15 protein-coding genes are annotated in these 16,931 nt (G+C 48.1%); 9 read left to right on the forward strand and 6 right to left on the reverse strand.

Features of this window, described 5'->3' with window-relative positions:
• Positions 1-158: 158 nt before the first annotated feature.
• Both LEPBO_RS0122380 and LEPBO_RS0122385 read left to right on the forward strand, forming a co-directional pair.
• A complete protein-coding gene (locus LEPBO_RS0122380; RefSeq protein WP_017289819.1) occupies positions 159-611 on the forward strand; it encodes a PIN domain-containing protein in 453 nt (150 codons plus the stop codon).
• Positions 592-807, forward strand: a complete 216-nt coding sequence (locus tag LEPBO_RS0122385) for a hypothetical protein (protein ID WP_017289820.1) — start codon at positions 592-594, stop codon at positions 805-807. The genes LEPBO_RS0122380 and LEPBO_RS0122385 overlap by 20 nt, the downstream gene beginning before the upstream one ends.
• Before the next feature lie 68 nt (positions 808-875).
• On the opposite strand, the gene dxs is transcribed toward LEPBO_RS0122385, so the two are convergent.
• Positions 876-2,768: a 1-deoxy-D-xylulose-5-phosphate synthase gene (dxs, locus tag LEPBO_RS0122390; RefSeq protein WP_017289821.1), complete on the reverse strand. Its 1,893-nt coding sequence runs from the start codon at positions 2,766-2,768 to the stop codon at positions 876-878.
• 178 nt (positions 2,769-2,946) lie between these two features.
• Between dxs and LEPBO_RS0122395 the strand changes: the two genes are divergently transcribed.
• The 3 genes from LEPBO_RS0122395 to LEPBO_RS0122405 all read left to right on the forward strand — a co-directional run bounded on the left by LEPBO_RS0122395 (position 2,947) and on the right by LEPBO_RS0122405 (position 5,494).
• Complete coding sequence (locus LEPBO_RS0122395) at positions 2,947-3,954, forward strand: FkbM family methyltransferase (protein ID WP_172410454.1); 1,008 nt, start codon at positions 2,947-2,949, stop codon at positions 3,952-3,954.
• A 10-nt stretch (positions 3,955-3,964) separates the two neighbouring features.
• Entirely contained in the window at positions 3,965-5,164 is a 1,200-nt protein-coding gene (locus tag LEPBO_RS0122400; RefSeq protein ID WP_017289823.1) for a M20 family metallopeptidase, read from the forward strand.
• Between the two features lie 75 nt (positions 5,165-5,239).
• Positions 5,240-5,494 carry a hypothetical protein gene (locus LEPBO_RS0122405; protein WP_017289824.1) on the forward strand — a complete coding sequence of 85 codons (255 nt, stop codon included), beginning with the start codon at positions 5,240-5,242 and terminating at the stop codon, positions 5,492-5,494.
• A gap of 77 nt (positions 5,495-5,571) precedes the next feature.
• On the opposite strand, the gene LEPBO_RS0122410 is transcribed toward LEPBO_RS0122405, so the two are convergent.
• The 4 genes from LEPBO_RS0122410 to LEPBO_RS0122425 form a co-directional block, all read right to left on the reverse strand.
• On the reverse strand, positions 5,572-6,024 hold the full coding sequence (locus LEPBO_RS0122410; RefSeq protein ID WP_017289825.1) for a type II toxin-antitoxin system VapC family toxin: 453 nt from the start codon (positions 6,022-6,024) through the stop codon (positions 5,572-5,574).
• A 2-nt stretch (positions 6,025-6,026) separates the two neighbouring features.
• Positions 6,027-6,257: a hypothetical protein gene (locus LEPBO_RS0122415; protein ID WP_017289826.1), complete on the reverse strand. Its 231-nt coding sequence runs from the start codon at positions 6,255-6,257 to the stop codon at positions 6,027-6,029.
• A gap of 127 nt (positions 6,258-6,384) precedes the next feature.
• The gene (locus LEPBO_RS0122420; RefSeq protein WP_017289827.1) at positions 6,385-9,297 is read right to left on the reverse strand and encodes a WD40 domain-containing protein; all 2,913 of its coding nucleotides are present in this window, start codon (positions 9,295-9,297) and stop codon (positions 6,385-6,387) included.
• Between the two features lie 112 nt (positions 9,298-9,409).
• Positions 9,410-10,303 carry a cation diffusion facilitator family transporter gene (locus LEPBO_RS0122425; protein WP_017289828.1) on the reverse strand — a complete coding sequence of 298 codons (894 nt, stop codon included), beginning with the start codon at positions 10,301-10,303 and terminating at the stop codon, positions 9,410-9,412.
• Positions 10,304-10,527: 224 nt separating this feature from the next.
• Here LEPBO_RS0122425 and LEPBO_RS0122430 point away from each other — a divergent pair, with 224 nt between their 5' ends.
• From LEPBO_RS0122430 to LEPBO_RS0122445, 4 genes are all read left to right on the forward strand, one after another.
• Positions 10,528-10,869: a hypothetical protein gene (locus LEPBO_RS0122430; RefSeq protein ID WP_017289829.1), complete on the forward strand. Its 342-nt coding sequence runs from the start codon at positions 10,528-10,530 to the stop codon at positions 10,867-10,869.
• A complete protein-coding gene (locus LEPBO_RS0122435; RefSeq protein WP_017289830.1) occupies positions 10,866-12,518 on the forward strand; it encodes a cryptochrome/photolyase family protein in 1,653 nt (550 codons plus the stop codon). Before LEPBO_RS0122430 ends, LEPBO_RS0122435 begins: the two co-directional genes overlap by 4 nt.
• A gap of 142 nt (positions 12,519-12,660) precedes the next feature.
• Entirely contained in the window at positions 12,661-15,255 is a 2,595-nt protein-coding gene (gene acnB / locus LEPBO_RS0122440; protein WP_017289831.1) for a bifunctional aconitate hydratase 2/2-methylisocitrate dehydratase, read from the forward strand.
• Positions 15,256-15,325: 70 nt separating this feature from the next.
• The gene (locus LEPBO_RS0122445) at positions 15,326-15,799 is read left to right on the forward strand and encodes a hypothetical protein (protein ID WP_026148840.1); all 474 of its coding nucleotides are present in this window, start codon (positions 15,326-15,328) and stop codon (positions 15,797-15,799) included.
• Between the two features lie 89 nt (positions 15,800-15,888).
• Here LEPBO_RS0122445 and LEPBO_RS0122450 read toward each other — a convergent pair whose 3' ends face one another.
• Positions 15,889-16,875 (reverse strand): DUF2382 domain-containing protein, encoded by a 987-nt coding sequence (locus tag LEPBO_RS0122450; RefSeq protein ID WP_017289833.1) that lies wholly within the window; start codon positions 16,873-16,875, stop codon positions 15,889-15,891.
• Between the last annotated feature and the right edge of the window lie 56 nt (positions 16,876-16,931).

A 16,931-nucleotide genomic window follows, 5' to 3' on the forward strand; every position in this document is an offset into this window, starting at 1 on the left:
AACGATAAATGTGTCAAGACACGAAGATCTATTATTCCACATCTACAGGGGTTTGGACGGAAAAATTTGGGATTTCAATTCTGGAATCGAGTTACGAAAAGTGCGATCGTAATTTCTGAGGAGATTTTAAGATGGCAATATTAGTTTTGCTTGATTGAATGACAAGAATCTATCTGGATACAAGTGCCTACAATCGCCCTTTCGATGATCAAACTCAACCGAAAATTTTCCTTGAACTTCAAGCAGTCGTAATCATTCTACAAATGGTTGAAGCTGGAATCGTTGAGTTAGTTACATCCTCTGTGTTGGAGTATGAAAATCGCCGAAATTCAGATCTGCTCCGGCAAGAAGCGATGACTCGATATCTTCAGCTTGCTGAAATCCGACAAGAAGTGAATGAGGCAATCCAGCAGCGAGCAGAACAACTAGGACATAATGGAGTGAAAGCGATCGATGCACTTCATGTGGCAGGTGCTGAGACGGCAAATAGCGATTATTTCATTACTTGCGATAAGCGATTGATTAATCGTTGCCAAGCTCTGACGATGAGAGTTGTCAACCCAGCGGATTTTGTATTGGAGATGAGCAGCAATGATTCAAGTGAAGAATGAACAACAAGTTCTTCAGCAGGGGTTACAGATCCTCTTAGCGAATATGGAACCCTCAGAAGTCGCGAAGTTCTGGGCAGCTTGCCATCTGGGAAATGGTGATTATCTTAAGACGAAAGATGTGCTTTTTGATCAGGAATCTGTTGCGAGTCTATATGGAAAAGTTCTGGATTTTCAAGAATCGAACCGCAAAAAATGAAGTTGCCATAACGCTTCTTCTTAAAAATCGAGGTTCCTAATTTCTACAACTAGGAACCTCGATCGTATCTAAATCGCTGCTACAGAGGGCTGTTTCGCAAACGATTTCAGAATTCGTTCTGCCATTTGAGGGGGAGTTAAACCTAACTCCGCTTTAGACTGATCCGGAGTCGCATGATCGACCAGAATATCCGGCACACCAATCCGCGTCACAGGTACAATCACCTCAGCATCCATTAAGGATTCGAGAACCGCAGACCCAAATCCGCCTTGCAGACAGCCTTCTTCCAGCGTCACGACTCGCCCAATTTTTTGAGCCAATGGCAGGATCAACTCTTCATCGAGCGGCTTCGCAAACCGAGCATTCACTACAGTTGCTTCGATGCCATGCTCGCTGAGAATTTCAGCCGTTTGCATTGCGGGATAGACCATCGAGCCATATCCAAGCAGCAGCAAATCATCCCCTTGACGGAGAATTTCAGCCTTACCGATCGGTAATTCTTCCCAACCTTCTTCCATCAACGGCACACCATAACCATTGCCGCGCGGATAACGCATCGCGATCGGTCCCTGCGTGTGATTGATTCCCGTAACAATCATGCGCTGCAATTCGGCTTCATCTTTCGGAGCCATCAGCACCATGTTGGGAATCGATCGCAGATAGGCGATGTCATACATGCCTTGATGTGTCGGTCCATCTGAGCCAACAATTCCGGCACGATCCATACAGAAGAACACAGGAACGTTCTGGATACAGACATCATGCACGATCTGGTCGTAAGCGCGTTGCAAGAAGGTGGAATAGATCGTCGCGACTGGACGCATTCCTTCACACGCGAGACCTGCTGCCAAAGTGACAGCATGTTGTTCGGCAATACCAACATCGATATACTGCTTGGGCACTCGTTTTTGGAAAATATCCAATCCGGTTCCCGTTGCCATCGCTGCAGTGATGCCGAGAATGCGAGGATCGTTTTCAGCCAACGTGCTCAGGGTTTCGCCAAACACTTTCGAGTAGCTCGGAGGTTTGGGCTTGCTCGAAGGAATCGCTTTACCGGTTGCCAGATTAAATGGCGTTTGGGCATGGTAGCCGACTTGATCTTGTTCGGCGATCGCATATCCTTTTCCCTTTACGGTTGCCACATGCACCAGCACGGGACCAGTTTGTTTATGCGCTTCTTTAAAGGTTGCGATCAATTCCTCTAAGTTATGTCCATCGACTGGACCCATATAAGTAAAGCCAAGTTCTTCAAACACGGCTCCGACTTTGGGCACTGCCAGTCGCTTCATGCCTTCTTTGAGTCGCGACAACTCTGGAGAAAATGGCATGTTCTTCATTTGTTCCTCAATGTTGTCAGTGAGGAATTGGACAGGCGGGCTGAGCCGCATTTTATTCAAATAGCGGGGAATTGCACCAACGTTGGGCGAAATCGACATTTCGTTATCATTGAGCACCACCAGAAGATTTGTTTTGGGCAAATGTCCTGCATGGTTGATCGCTTCGAGTGCCATACCGCCAGTGAGCGCACCGTCACCGATCACAGCAACAGTTTTGTAATTTTCACCTTTGGCATCGCGAGCCAGCGCCATGCCTAATGCAGCAGAGATGCTGGTGGAAGCGTGACCTGCGCCAAAATGATCGAATTTGCTTTCACAGCGTTTTAGATAGCCTGCAACGCCGTCTTTTTGCCGCAACGTATCGAAATTCGCATAACGACCCGTAATCAGTTTGTGCGGGTACGCTTGATGTCCGACATCCCAGATCACTTTGTCGCGATCGAGATCTAGGGTTTGATAGAGGGCGAGGGTTAGTTCGACAACACCCAATCCGGGACCGAGGTGCCCCCCGATCGCTGCGACCGTTTGTAAGTGCTTTTCGCGAATTTGACGTGCAATTTGCTGAAGCTGAAAAATCGACAAACCGTGCAACTGGTTTGGGTGGGTCAATTCACTCAAATGCATACCGGGGTATCCTTCGGATGACGTGATGTGAGCGGTAGAGGAACTCTACCTCTTATCACTCTAGTCCATCGGGGGTAATGATTCAGAGTACTTGTATGCAATTTGCAACGTTTTCTCTTAACGAAAAGTTAGGGAACCAATGGGGAATCCTGGGAAAGACGTTGCATTGCATACAGTTATGACTTCTCAAACCCTTCGTCTGAAGAAGGCAGTGAAAACAATTCCAGGTTTGAATTATCTTGCCTCTGTTCTTAAGTATGACGGGATGGGGGGATGGGTGTTTCAACGCCCAATTTTGCAGTGGATCTGTGATCCGACTTTGAGACAGCAGCTACCTGGTTTGTATCGCTTCTTTGGAGTCTATTGCCAATGGTTCTTTGACCTCACAGGAGCCGGATATCTACGAGGAGGACATCTCCTTTTTCCAATGGTTGCCAAATTCTCGAACCAGCAGTATCTCAAACTTCAACTTCCAGAATTTACAGTCTTTCTTGATGCGAAAGATTGGCGAATGTTTGCGGTGGTGCATGAATTAATGAGCCATAAGGCAGATACTAAGATTCTGTCGCGCTACTTGAGTGCAGGAGATACCTTTTTGGATGTCGGGGCAAATCACGGCAGTTTCTCGATCGTAGCGAGTCAATTAGTCGCGACTCAAGGCAAAGTGATTGCGATCGAGCCGCAGCCAAAACTGGCAAAAGCGATCGAACTTTCACTGTCTGAAAATCGCTTCTCGCCTTTTCAGGTGCATCAAATTGCTGTTGGAGATACAGAAGGCGAAGTGGAGTTGATGATTCCGAAAGATACATCCGGTGCAGCAGGATTGTATCAAGAACATTCGGGCACTCAGGACTATGAGAAAGTGACTGTGCCCATGAAGCCGTTTGATGCTCTAGATTGGCAGAGTCTTCCGGGCAGAGTGGTGATGAAGCTGGATGTGGAAGGCTGTGAATATCGTTTTCTCAACGGCGCGAGAAAGATGATTGCCGCACGAAAGCCGATTCTGATTATGGAAATCAATCCTGACACATTAAAAGCAGCCAGAACACCCGCAGCAGAAATGAAACAACTTTTGCGCGAATTGGGCTACGTGCAGTATGCAGAGATGCGATCGCTCGATCAAGTTTTGCCGATCGAGCAATTAGATGCTGGAACTTGGCGCAATATTGTGCTGTTTGCAAATTGACCGTTTTATCATGGGTGAAACGCAACGATTTTCACCCATGAAAGACCGCATTAAAGATCTCGCCCTTTCACTTGCGCCTCGCCTCATTGAAATCCGTCGCCATTTGCATAGTCATCCAGAGCTAAGTGGACAAGAACAGCAAACCGCAGTGTATGTCGCTGGGGTTTTGTCGTCTTGTGGATTGCATGTAAAAGAAGCGATCGGGAAAGTTGGAGTCATCGGTGAGCTTTCGGGCGGGGATGATCCGCGACTGCTAGCGATTCGCACCGATATGGATGCATTACCGATTCAAGAGCGCACCGGACTCGAATTTGCGTCTCGACAGCCCGGAATTATGCATGCGTGTGGTCATGATGTACATACGACTGTGGGGCTTGGAACGGCGATGGTATTATCGCAACTAGGTGTTTCTCTTCCAGGAAAGGTTCGATTTCTATTTCAGCCTGCGGAGGAAATTGCTCAAGGCGCGCAGTGGATGGTTCAGGATGGCGCGATGAACGATGTGAATGCGATCTTATCGGTGCATGTGTTTCCCAGTATTCCAGCTGGAAAGATTGGTATTCGATATGGTGCATTGACAGCGGCAGCGGATGATCTGGAGTTGACAATTATTGGCGAGTCGGGACATGGGGCGCGTCCGCATGAGGCGATCGATGCAATTTGGATTGCGTCGCAGGTGATTACGGCGTTGCAGCAGGCGATTAGTCGGACTCAGAATCCGTTGCGCCCGGTGGTGTTGACGATCGGGAAAATTAGCGGCGGACGTGCGCCGAATGTGATCGCGGATCAGGTGACGATGATGGGCACTGTGCGATCGCTGCATCCTGAGACAAATGACGCGCTCCCGACTTGGATTGAGAATATTGTGTCGAGTGTCTGTCAGACTTACGGGGCAAAGTATGAGATGAACTATCGACGCGGTACGCCTTCGGTACAGAATGATGCGAAATTGACGAATTTGTTAGAGTCGGCGGCGCGTGAGGTTTGGGGAAGTGAAAGCATTCAGATTATTCCAGAGCCTTCCTTAGGTGCAGAAGATTTTTCGTGCTATTTGCAATATGCGCCGGGGAGTATGTTCCGTTTAGGCGTTGGATTTGCGGACAAGAAAAATTATCCGTTGCATCATCCGCAGTTTGAGGTCGATGAAAGTGCGATCGTGACGGGAGTTGTGACGATGGCGTGTGCTGCATACCAGTATTGGCATCAGTAAGGTTCTTTCTTGTGAGAGAAGCGCGATTGTAACGCGATCGCGAATACTGAAACGAGTTGATTTTAGGAGTATCTAATGGCTTCTTCCACTCGGCTGACTGGATTAGATTTAGTAGATTGTGCCAGAGCGAATGCGAAACAAGGAATCGAAGAGGCTGCAATGCTCTGTGGATATGGTTCGGATTTGAACGGGTTTCGCTCAGAACTGAAGCAGGCTTGCGACCATATGCGGATCGAGTTTCATGAGTTGAGCGATTTGATCAAAGGGGAATCGATTTCAGTGGGATTAGATGGAGTGACTGTGGAGCCAGATTCGTCAGGCGAATTGTAATTCTGTGATTCCAAGATCGCGAGATTTGGAAAGTGTAATCCAGTTGTGAGCGAGCAAATCAAAGGCGCAAATCCTGATTACGATGAAAGCGTCAAATTTTTGATCGTAACGACTCTCAGTTCTGTGACTCGCTCTAAAGCTGTATCGTTGGTCAGAAATACATCACATCCAGCGACGATCGCGGTTGAGATTTGGAGAGCATCAGGCAGTTTCAGATTGTATTTCACTCGAATTTCTGCGGTTTTGCATCCGACTGCCGTATCACTGGGTTGAAAAAAGGTGTTGGTTCCAGAAACAATCACGGCTGTGAAATCTTGCTGGAGTTTCTGTAAGCCCTGACGTGTAGGAAGGATTAAGCACTCTGCTAGTGTGATTGGCGAAGTTACTGCTTGAAAAGTTCCGTTTTGTATTTCTTGGAAAATGGGTTGAACGATCGCAAAATACTGAGCATTTCGCTCAATGTAGTAGATGACTGGAGCAGTATCTAAGAAAATCTTAGTTGCTGCTAAAAAAGCTTGCTCAAATTGCATGACTATCCTCGAAGCATTTCTTCGCGATCGTCCCATTCTTCGCGAATCTGATTCACCCAATCTTGAGCATCTTGACCTTTGAGAAGGTTTGGAGCAATTCCTTCTAGATCTTGCCAAGATTTCTTCGGTTGAGTTTGATTTTCCATGTGTTGAATGTGTTCAATCAGTTGCAATCGCTCTTCGGGTGCGAGTTGAGCAATCTCACTCAAAACTTGCTGGAGTAGAGGACTCATGATACTTCTGAAGTAGGGTTGGCTTAATTGTACTCTGGAAAATTCGGCGATCTCGTTTCAGGTCAGAAGGACGATCGCTAGGGCGGATCTCTCTGAGACGATCGCTGCTATGACTTCCCATCCAAAATCATTTCGCAGTTCGCTCTGCTTCCCAACGTTCTTCTAAATGCTGTTCACATTGGCTCTGCTCGGTTCTCTGCTTGGGGTCGTCGAGGATGTAGGGTTTGAGGCGTTGGCAGGCGCGTCGCAGAAGAGAATCGAGGTTGAGATCAACGCGGTAGATGTTGACGATCGATGGTTGGGAATCGGGGAGTGGTGCGCCGAAATAAGAGGGATTTTGGACGATCGCGATCGTTTGCCAATCTGGACTGAATGCGGGCGATCCTCCCTCAAACTGTCCGACTTGATTGCCGTCTTTGTCCCAGAGCTTGGTGCTGTCATCGTTCCCGATTGTGGCAATCCGCATTCCATCTGGGCTGAACGCTACACTCCTAACGCTGCCCTGATTGCTGTTGATTGTAGTAATCAGTTTGCCGTCTTTGTCCCACAGTTTGACGCTGCTATCGTTCCCGACTGTGGCAATCCGCGTTCCATCTGGGCTGAACGACACACTCCACACTCTACCTTGATTGCTGTTGATCGTAGTAATCAGTTTGCCGTCTTTGTCCCACAGTTTGGTGTTGCCATCGTTTCCGACTGTGGCAATCCGCGTTCCATCCGGGCTGAACGCTACACTCCTAACGCTGCCCTGATTGCTGTTGATCGTAGTAATCAGTTTGCCGTCTTTGTCCCACAGTTTGACGCTGCCATCGTTCCCGACTATGGCAATCCGTGTTCCATCGGGGCTGAGCGCCATACTCCTAACGCCGCTTTGATTGCTGTTGATCGTAGTAATCAGTTTGCCGTCTTTGTCCCAGAGTGTAGTACTGCCATCGTTCCCGATTATGGCAATCCGTGTTCCATCCGGGCTGAACGACACACTCTCAACGCCGCCTTGATTGCTGTTGATTGTAGTAATCGGTTTGCCGTCTTTGTCCCACAGTTTGATGCTGCCAGCATCTCCGCCGATGGCAATCCGCGTTCCATCGGGACTGAACGACACACTCCCAATGCTGCCTTGATGGCTGTTGATCGTAGTAATCAACTTGCCGTCTTTGTCCCACAGTTTGATGCTGCCAGCATCTCCGCCGATGGCAATCCGCGTTCCATCAGGACTGAACGACACACTCCCAATGCTGCCTTGATGGCTGTTGATCGTAGTAATCGGTTTGCCGTCTTTGTCCCACAGTTTGGTGCTGCCAGCATCTCCACCGATGGCAATCCGCGTTCCCTCGGGACTGAACGCCACACTCCAAACGCTGCCCTGATGGCTGTTGATCGTAGTAATCAACTTGCCGTCTTTGTCCCACAGTTTGACGCTGCCAGCGTCTCCGCCTGTGGCAATCCGTGTTCCATCCGGGCTGAACGCTACACTTCTAACGCTGCCCTGATTGCCGTTGATTGTAGTAATCAACTTGCCGTCTTTGCTCCACAGTTTGATGCTGCCAGCGTCTCCGCCTGTGGCAATCCGTGTTCCATCCGGGCTGAACGCTACACTTCTAACGCTGCCCTGATTGCCGTTGATTGTAGTAATCAACTTGCCGTCTTTGTTCCACAGTTTGATGCTGCCAGCGTCTCCGCCCGCGGCAATCCGTGTTCCATCCGGGCTGAACGCTACACTTCTAACGCTGCCTTGATTGCCGTTGATTGTAGTAATCAACTTGCCGTCTTTGTTCCACAGTTTGATGCTGCCAGCGTCTCCGCCTGTGGCAATCCGCGCTCCATCGGGACTGAATGCCACACTCAAAACGCTGCCCTGATTGCTGTTGATTGTAGTAATCAACTTGCCGTCTTTGTCCCCCAGTTTGGTGCTGCCATCGTTCCCGCCTGCGGCAATCCGCGTTCCATCGGAACTGAACGCTACACTCCAAACGATGTCTTGATTACTGTTGATCGTAGTAATCGGTTTGCCGTCTTTGTCCCACAGCTTGATGCTGCCATCGTTCCCACCTGTGGCAATCCGCGTTCCATCGGGACTGAACGACACACTCCTAACGATGCCTTGATTGCTTGGAATCTTTGTTTCTCGAATCTTTTCTAAACCAGATTGAAGTACTAAGAACGGGGAAATCGCAGGATACTGATCCAGTGATTTCCCCGCCGTCCACTTTCGCAATTCAAAGCCTGCCTGCATCGCCAGCCGCAATCCATCCGCTTGATCCGTATCAAATCGCCTCAGCGCCAAAGCTCCCACTCGTTCAATCCGAGTTCCCGCTTTTGCTTCCTCTGTTGTTCTCCATGCCAAGCCTGCCGCGATCGCTGATCCCACCAGCGTCAGTGCCAACACTCCAGACCCAATCTGCACTAATCGCTTTGCCCGTTGTCCCGCCTGAAGCAAAATCGTCGCGGCTTCCTCACTTGCATGACTAGCGCTGATGTATTCCCGCTGAAGTTCCGTTGGCTTCGGTTCTTCTTGTTCTGCTGCCGTCAGCCAAGTTTGCGCCCGTTGCAAATCATCGCCCCGCAGCACAAAACTCGGATTACGTCCCTCACGCTCCCATTCGATCGCTCGTTGCAAAATCCGCGTATGCGATCGCACATGCTCCAAATCCGTCTCGATCGCACGAATCAATTCTGCAAACGTCACCTCAAACGGGTCTTGCTCCCGCAAAAACAGCCAATTTAACTTCCCCAGTGCCGGATGCACCTGAGCAACATTCTCCACATCACGACAAACCAAAGGAACCAAGCGTTTGTTATGCTTCACCGCGTGGTCGATCTCGTCACGACAAATTTCTGATGTGACCGAATCCGGTGAGATCACAAACACAAACGTATTTGTCCCTTCGATGCCTCGCTCGATCGCGCTCCACCATTCCTCAGTTTTTTCGATCGAATCCCAATCGACCCAAGTTTCCTGATTCTGCGATCGCAGCGCATCATACAATTTTTGAACAAACGATTTATCTTTCCGGGAGTAAGAGATAAAAACATCACTCATAGGATTCAGTGGAGGCTTTTCATTCCTTCATCAGAATACAAAGTCAATGCGTAGATTTCCAGAGATTAAATGTATCGTTAGAAACAATTGCGATCGCCAACGAACTCAAGACTTAAACCCCAAAACTAATGTGATTTTCCTGATAAGAAGGCGGTTCAACGTGAATGATCACCCGCACCGGACTATAACGCTCCATCAGTTTTGCTTCCACGTCTTCTGTAATCTGATGGGCAGTCTCAACCTCATTCGTGTCCACAACCAAGTGCATTTCGATAAACGTCTGTCGCCCAACCACACCCCGCGAAGCAATATCGTGACAGTTCAACACGCCCGGAACCGACATCGCGATCGCATGAATGGCTTCAGGCGCGATCGCAATTTCATCGACTAACCACGGCAAATTCTGCTTCAGGACTGACCAGCCACTTCGGAAAACGAGAATCGCGACTGGAAATGCTAGGACTACATCTAACCATTGCCAGTTGAATACCCAAATTCCAATCAGCCCTCCTAGCACACTGATCGTCACCCAAACGTCACTCATCGTATGTTGAGCGTCGGCAATCAGAATGGGACTATTTACCCGGAGTCCTTCTCGTCGTTCGTAGAACGTGACAAATAGGTTCACACCTAGCACCAGCAATAACAACCACAATTCCGTACCAGAGATCGCCACAATATGGTTTTTTCCAATGCGCTCGATCGCACTTTGCACGATTTCAAAACAGGCAATGCCTAGAAACGCAGCGACTCCTAAAGCTCCGATCGCTTCATATTTCTGATGACCATAGGGGTGATCGCGATCGGGCAAAGGCGAAGAAAACCGACTTGAAGCTAATCCCAAAATGTTACTCGCACTATCCGTTAGGCTATGCAGTGCATCAGCAAGTAAACTCAGCGAACCTGTTAGCCAACCGACCACTGCCTTGAGCAGCAAAACAAAGAGATTTAAGAATAAAGTGATCAATAAAACTTTGCGAACTGTCGATCGATTATCGAAAAGCATATCGGTTTAATATTGCTACGATTTTTAGTGTAGATCTGACGCTCAAAAAAAGCTCGAAAGCTTTAGAAATAAGTGCTTTTATCTATTCATAATCTGATTGTTTTCTTACAAGAATTCTCAATATCAAACTGTAATCATGCCATTTCTCGATTAATTGCAAATTTGATTAGTGTACTTGTTGTAAAAAATTGTCAGATAATTGAAAACGACGCATCAAAATGAAAATGTCTCAACTTACGTTAAACCTTGATACTGGCTCAGTCATGTTTCAGTTCACGCCTGAAGCTGCACAAGAATTAAAATCCACATTAAACGAATTAATGGGACGGCTGAAAAATACGGCAACTAAAACAACACCAGGCAGTAAAACCGCACCCCAACCGTCGATGGAATATCGCTACACTGGAGATGTCTTTTTAGAGCTTTTCTGCAATCCCAATATTTGGGCATCTCCGTTTGCTGCTAGAGTGCTCGTGACCTTGCGAGACGATCGAATTCGACTCAACACCGAAGCCGAACTGAGCCGCCTGATTGAGGATGTCAACCAATTTATCGAACAGCAATGAATCGGACGATCGTTTGGTTTCGCCGGGATTTACGTATCAGTGATCATGCACCTTTGCATCGTGCAATCTCACGAGGTGCTGTAATTCCGGTGTTTATCTTCGATCGTGCGCTTTTACATCATCCTGAAACCGGATCAGCGCGAGTCGCATTTATGCTCGATTGTTTACGATCGCTCGATGAGGATTTGCGCGATCGCGGTGGACGCTTAATTCTCAGATTCGGTGATCCGGTTGAACTCTTGCCCGATCTGATTCGCGAAACTGGAGCAGATGGAATCTATGCATATGTCGATTACGAACGCATCTATGGCAGAGTTCGAGATGCCCGATTAAATCAAGCGTTAGTAGAACAAGGTCTAAAAATTCGCTGGTTCGAGCCAAGCGGAGCCGCATCAGAATTGATGGACTATCGCGACTATCGGAAATTGTGGTATCGAGACATGAGTGCAGACATGCTCTCGACTCCGTTGAATATTCCGACTCCTGAGGATATTGCCAGCGAACCCATTCCGAAACTGACTGATTTGGGTTTAGTTCCCGATGGTAAGTTAATCCCGCCTGCGGGAACGAGTGCCGCTCGCGATATCTTGGGGCAATTTTTGAATGAAAAGCTCGATCGCTATTATTGGCAACTTTCGTATCCCGGTGCAGAAGTCACGTCTGGATTAAGTCCACATATCAAATTTGGAGCAATTTCGATTCGAGAATGTTATCAAACTGCACAACACATTTTGAAATATACAAGCGATCAGAGAATTGAACGAAGTTGTAAACAGTTTATTTCACGCTTGCGTTGGGGAAGTGGATTTGCTCAACGATTTCGATATTTGCCGCAGTTAGAACTGCGATCGCTTTATTCCATTTTTGATCAAGACGGATGGGAATTCGATGAAACCCTCTACGAAGCTTGGAAAACAGGACAAACCGGATTCCCCATCATTGATGCGGCTGCAAGATGTTTACAAGCAACAGGCGGCTGGATGTCGTTAAATTTTCGATCGCGGGCGCTGTATTCTAGCTTTCTTAGCAATTTGATGAACCACGACTGGCGTTATGGGGCGCTGCATTTCATGCGGCATTTAATCGATGGAGATTGTCCGATCGATCATTATCAATGGGCAATGCAAGCCGGAGTGACGCATTGTTTAGATAAAAGTTGGACTCGTATCTATAATCCCGAACAGGCAGCCGTCGATCGCTGTGATCCCGACGGTGCATTTATCAAAAAATGGGTTCCAGAACTGGCAAAAATTCCGGCGGTTCAACTCGGCTTACCGCCACGAGTGCAAGGCTACCCTCAGCCAATTTTGAACTATCGAGAAGCGCGGGCACGTCGCGTTCAACAACTCGAAGAACAGCGATCGAGTTTTCGGCAACAATCCGATATTTTGCCGCATTTAGCTCGTATGCCGAAATCAGTTTTGCCATTTGGAAGCGATCGATTTGAAAGTGAGATTCAATGGGCGCAAAAATCTTCTCCTTCTCTCTTTCCGGCAGCATTGGATTTAGATCAGTTAGATATTGAGCGATCAACGTGGTTGCGATCGTGGTTAGTTGCCCATGTCGAATTCAAACCGCAAAAAACCACGTCTCGTCGAAAAAAATCTCAGCCTGATCCGAACGTGATTCAACTGAGCTTGCTTGAATAGTCGTCCCGTTTTCTCAAGTTCTACACTGAAGATCGACACCCAATTCAGATTTTCGATCGCTACCGCTTGAATCGATGACCGCAAAGCCGCAAAATCTTGTAAAGCTGACTACCTACATCCACACAGGAACTTAAACCCGAACATGCTTGAATCTTACCGCCAACACGTTGCAGAACGCGCCGCTTTAGGAATTCCGCCTTTACCCCTGAGTCCGCAACAAACATCGGAACTGTGCGAACTCCTGAAAACTCCGCCCGCAGGCGAAGAAGAATTTCTCCTCTCGCTGTTGCGCGATCGCGTTCCCCCTGGAGTCGATCAAGCCGCTTATGTCAAAGCTGGATTTTTAAGCGCGATCGCCAAAGGTGAAGCTACCAGCCCGCTCATTTCCCCCAAAGATGCCGTCGAACTGCTCGGCACAATGATGGGCGGCTATAACGTGCATTCGCTAATCGACCTGCTCAAGTCTGACAATTCCGAAATCGCAGAAACCGCAACCGCAGCATTGAGCAAAACGCTGCTCGTGTATGATGCCTTCCACGATGTCCAAGAATTAGCGGAAAGTGGCAATTCTTATGCCCAACAAGTCATGAATGCTTGGGCAAATGCAGACTGGTTTACCAGCCGCGCTCCCTTGCCTGACTCGATTACAGTAACCGTTTTCAAAGTTCCAGGTGAGACCAATACCGATGATTTGTCTCCTGCAACTCACGCTACTACTCGCCCAGACATTCCACTCCATGCCTTGGCAATGCTGGAAACGCGGCAACCGGGATCGCTGGAAGTCATCGAAGATTTGAAGAAAAAAGGGCATCCCCTCGCGTATGTCGGCGATGTTGTCGGCACAGGATCATCGCGGAAATCAGCGATTAATTCCGTGTTGTGGCATATCGGGCAAGATATTCCCTTTGTGCCGAATAAGCGATCAGGCGGATATGTTCTCGGCGGTAAAATTGCTCCGATTTTCTTCAATACAGCAGAAGATTCGGGTGCTTTACCGATCGAATGTGATGTCACCCAACTGAACACAGGCGATGTGATCACGATCTATCCCTACAAAGGCGAGATCACCAATGAATCGGGTGCAGTCATTTCAACTTTCGCACTTAAACCCGACACGATTCTGGATGAAGTGCGCGCAGGCGGTAGAATCCCTCTTCTGATCGGACGCACTTTAACGGATAAAACTCGCACGACATTAGGACTTGCGCCGAGTGATTTATTCGTCCGTCCGCAAATGCCTGCTGACACCGGAAAAGGCTTTACCCTGGCTCAGAAAATGGTCGGAAAAGCCTGCGGCTTACCCGGTGTGCGTCCTGGAACTTCTTGTGAACCGATCATGACCACCGTGGGATCGCAAGATACGACAGGCCCCATGACTCGCGATGAATTAAAAGAACTCGCTTGTCTCGGTTTCAGCGCGGATTTGGTCATGCAAAGTTTCTGTCACACTGCAGCTTATCCCAAGCCTGTCGATCTCAAAACTCATCACGAGCTTCCCGACTTCATCAATTCTCGCGGCGGGGTTTCTCTGCGTCCAGGAGATGGCATTATTCACTCTTGGCTAAACCGGATGCTGCTTCCTGACACGGTTGGAACCGGGGGCGATTCGCATACTCGTTTCCCCCTCGGAATCTCATTCCCTGCCGGATCAGGTCTAGTTGCTTTTGCTGCTGCTTTGGGTGCGATGCCGCTCGACATGCCTGAATCTGTGTTAGTTCGCTTCAAAGGAAAGTTGCAGCCTGGTGTAACCTTGCGCGATGTGGTGAATGCGATTCCTTATGTAGCAATGCAGCAAGGAAAGCTCACCGTTTCTAAAGAGAACAAGATCAATGTCTACTCTGGCAAGATTATCGAAATGGAAGGCTTGCCTGATTTGCAGCTAGAGCAAGCGTTTGAGCTGACCGATGCAACGGCTGAACGATCGGCGGCGGGATGTACGATCGCGCTTTCGATCGAAACGGTTTCTGAATACCTACGATCGAACGTTGCATTGCTGAAAAACATGGTGGCTCGTGGGTATGGCGATGCGCGTACCATTCTTCGCCGCGTTCGCAAGATGGAAGAATGGCTCGCAAATCCCCATCTCCTGCAAGCTGATGCTGATGCTGAATATGCAGACATCATTGAAGTCGATTTGGATCAACTCAAAGAACCGATCGTGGCTGCTCCTAACGATCCTGACAACATCAAACTCATGTCGGAATGTGCAGGCGATCCGATTCAAGAGGTCTTCATTGGCTCTTGTATGACGAATATCGGGCATTACCGCGCTGCTGCGAAAATTCTCGAAGGTGCAGGCGTTGCCAAAGCGAAGCTCTGGATTGCTCCTCCAACTCGGATGGATGAACAACAACTTCGAGCCGAAGGCATTTATGACATTTTCGTTGCGGCTGGAGCACGGACTGAAGTTCCAGGCTGTTCGCTCTGTATGGGGAACCAAGCGCGAGTCGATGACGGTGTAACCGTGTTCTCGACTTCCACTCGGAACTTCAACAACCGCATGGGCAAAGGCGCACAAGTCTATCTTGGCTCTGCTGAACTTGCGGCAGTCTGTGCGTTGCTCGGTAAGATTCCGACGATTCAGGAATACATGGAAGTCGTGACGACGAAGATCGACCCGTTTGCGGCTGATCTATATCGGTACTTGAACTTCGATCGCATTGCTGGATTTGAGGATGAAGGTCGCGTCCTCTCGAAAGAGGAAGAAGCCAAATTGGTTTCTGCGATCGCATCTTAGATTCAGTCTGAATCGATACTGTTGAGTCATTTTGCTAGAGACGCGACTGATCGCGTCTCTACAGTTTTTTATGATGAAAATTGCATTCTGGCTGATTCCAGCAGAACCCGATCGCACAATTTATCAATCTCTCATTCAAGATTTCGCTGCTCGATACAACGCTCCAATCTTTGCGCCGCATGTCACACTGCATAGTTGCAAAGTTGAGACATTCATCACTTTTCAAACTGATATCGATATTGTTCTAGAAGTCGATCAAATTTCATACTCGGATTCATTTACAAAATCATTATTTATTCAGTTCTTTTCAAATCCACAATTAGATCATCTGAGCGAATCATTTCGTCAAAACTTTGAGTCGCCTTTCATTCTGAATCCACATCTCAGTTTGATTTATGCCAATCTACCGGAATCTGAAAAGCGATCGCTAATCCCCAAAATTCCTTTCAATCCATCGATTCGGTTTGATCAAATTCGTGCGATCGAATTGCCTCCATCGATTCAAACCCGCGCCGATGTCGAAAAATTTAGACCCATTGAGTAAACCCCGCAACAATCGTTACGGGGTTCGTGCTCGAGCAATTGAACGTCAATCAAATCAGAGACGTTCTCAAGAGAACGCCTCAACTGAATCTACACGCGGCGGCGTGCAGTGTCATCATCCACGATCGGGCGACCTTGAGTATTAACATCCAATTCTTCGCGACGAATTTCTTCTTCGCTGTTCACGATGTCTTGGTCTACCACTTTCTTCACGCGAACTTCTTCACGCACAAACGCTTCTTTCTGAATGTCTGGCGTTTCTTCATACACTTCCATGCGAGCTACTTCACCTTCATGAAATGCTGCTTCGCCCGGAACCGCTGAAGTATTCGTCGGGGTAACGCGCTCCACTACAACGCGCTCTTTCTCAAGCGGCACATCGACGCGAGCCGTTTCCGTCTCAATATGCTTGCCGACAGTCACTTCGCCTGCTTTCATCCGACGCTTGTTCGCAATCAGACGTTCTTCATACAACCGAATGCGATCGTCATGCTGATCCATGTTGTACAAGTCGCGATCCATATCGTAGCGATAGGAATCCCGGTCATAGGTTGCAGGAGTTGCACCCATCGACGAACCTGTGTAAGCTGTTCCTTCAGCTTCTAGAGCTGCCGAGCTTTCCAGCGGGCTAGAACCCATTGCGGTTGCCGTCGAACCCATCATCGATGCATCTGTTGTAGTTGTCCCTGCTGCTGTACCCAAACCTGCACCAGTTGCAGAATAATCACCCGATCGATAGACACCCCGAACCCGTTCTTCGTCGTTGTAATCGATCTTCATTTCATCGGTAAATTCAGGCAGTTGCTCAACTTGTTCCTTAGTCAAGCCGGGTGCATAAACGCGATGAGCATTGTAATCAATTTGCGCGCGTCCGATCGGAAGCAATACTTTCTTGCCAAAAATCCACGCACCAGTGCTAATGACAAGGTAGCGGAACTTTCCATCTTCATCAACTAGAGCATCATTCACCGAACCAATTTTGTCATCTCCACTATAGAGATCCAAATCTTTGATATCGTTGCCATCAAAGTGGTTCCGGTAATCTGGATCAAAGTCTTTAATTCTGTATAAAACCATTGTTGATATCTCCTTTCTGAACATGTTTTTTAGCTTAAGAGTTTCAATTTTTTCCT

It is taken from the genome of Leptolyngbya boryana PCC 6306, assembly GCF_000353285.1.
GTDB classification, from domain to species: Bacteria; Cyanobacteriota; Cyanobacteriia; order Leptolyngbyales; family Leptolyngbyaceae; genus Leptolyngbya; species Leptolyngbya boryana.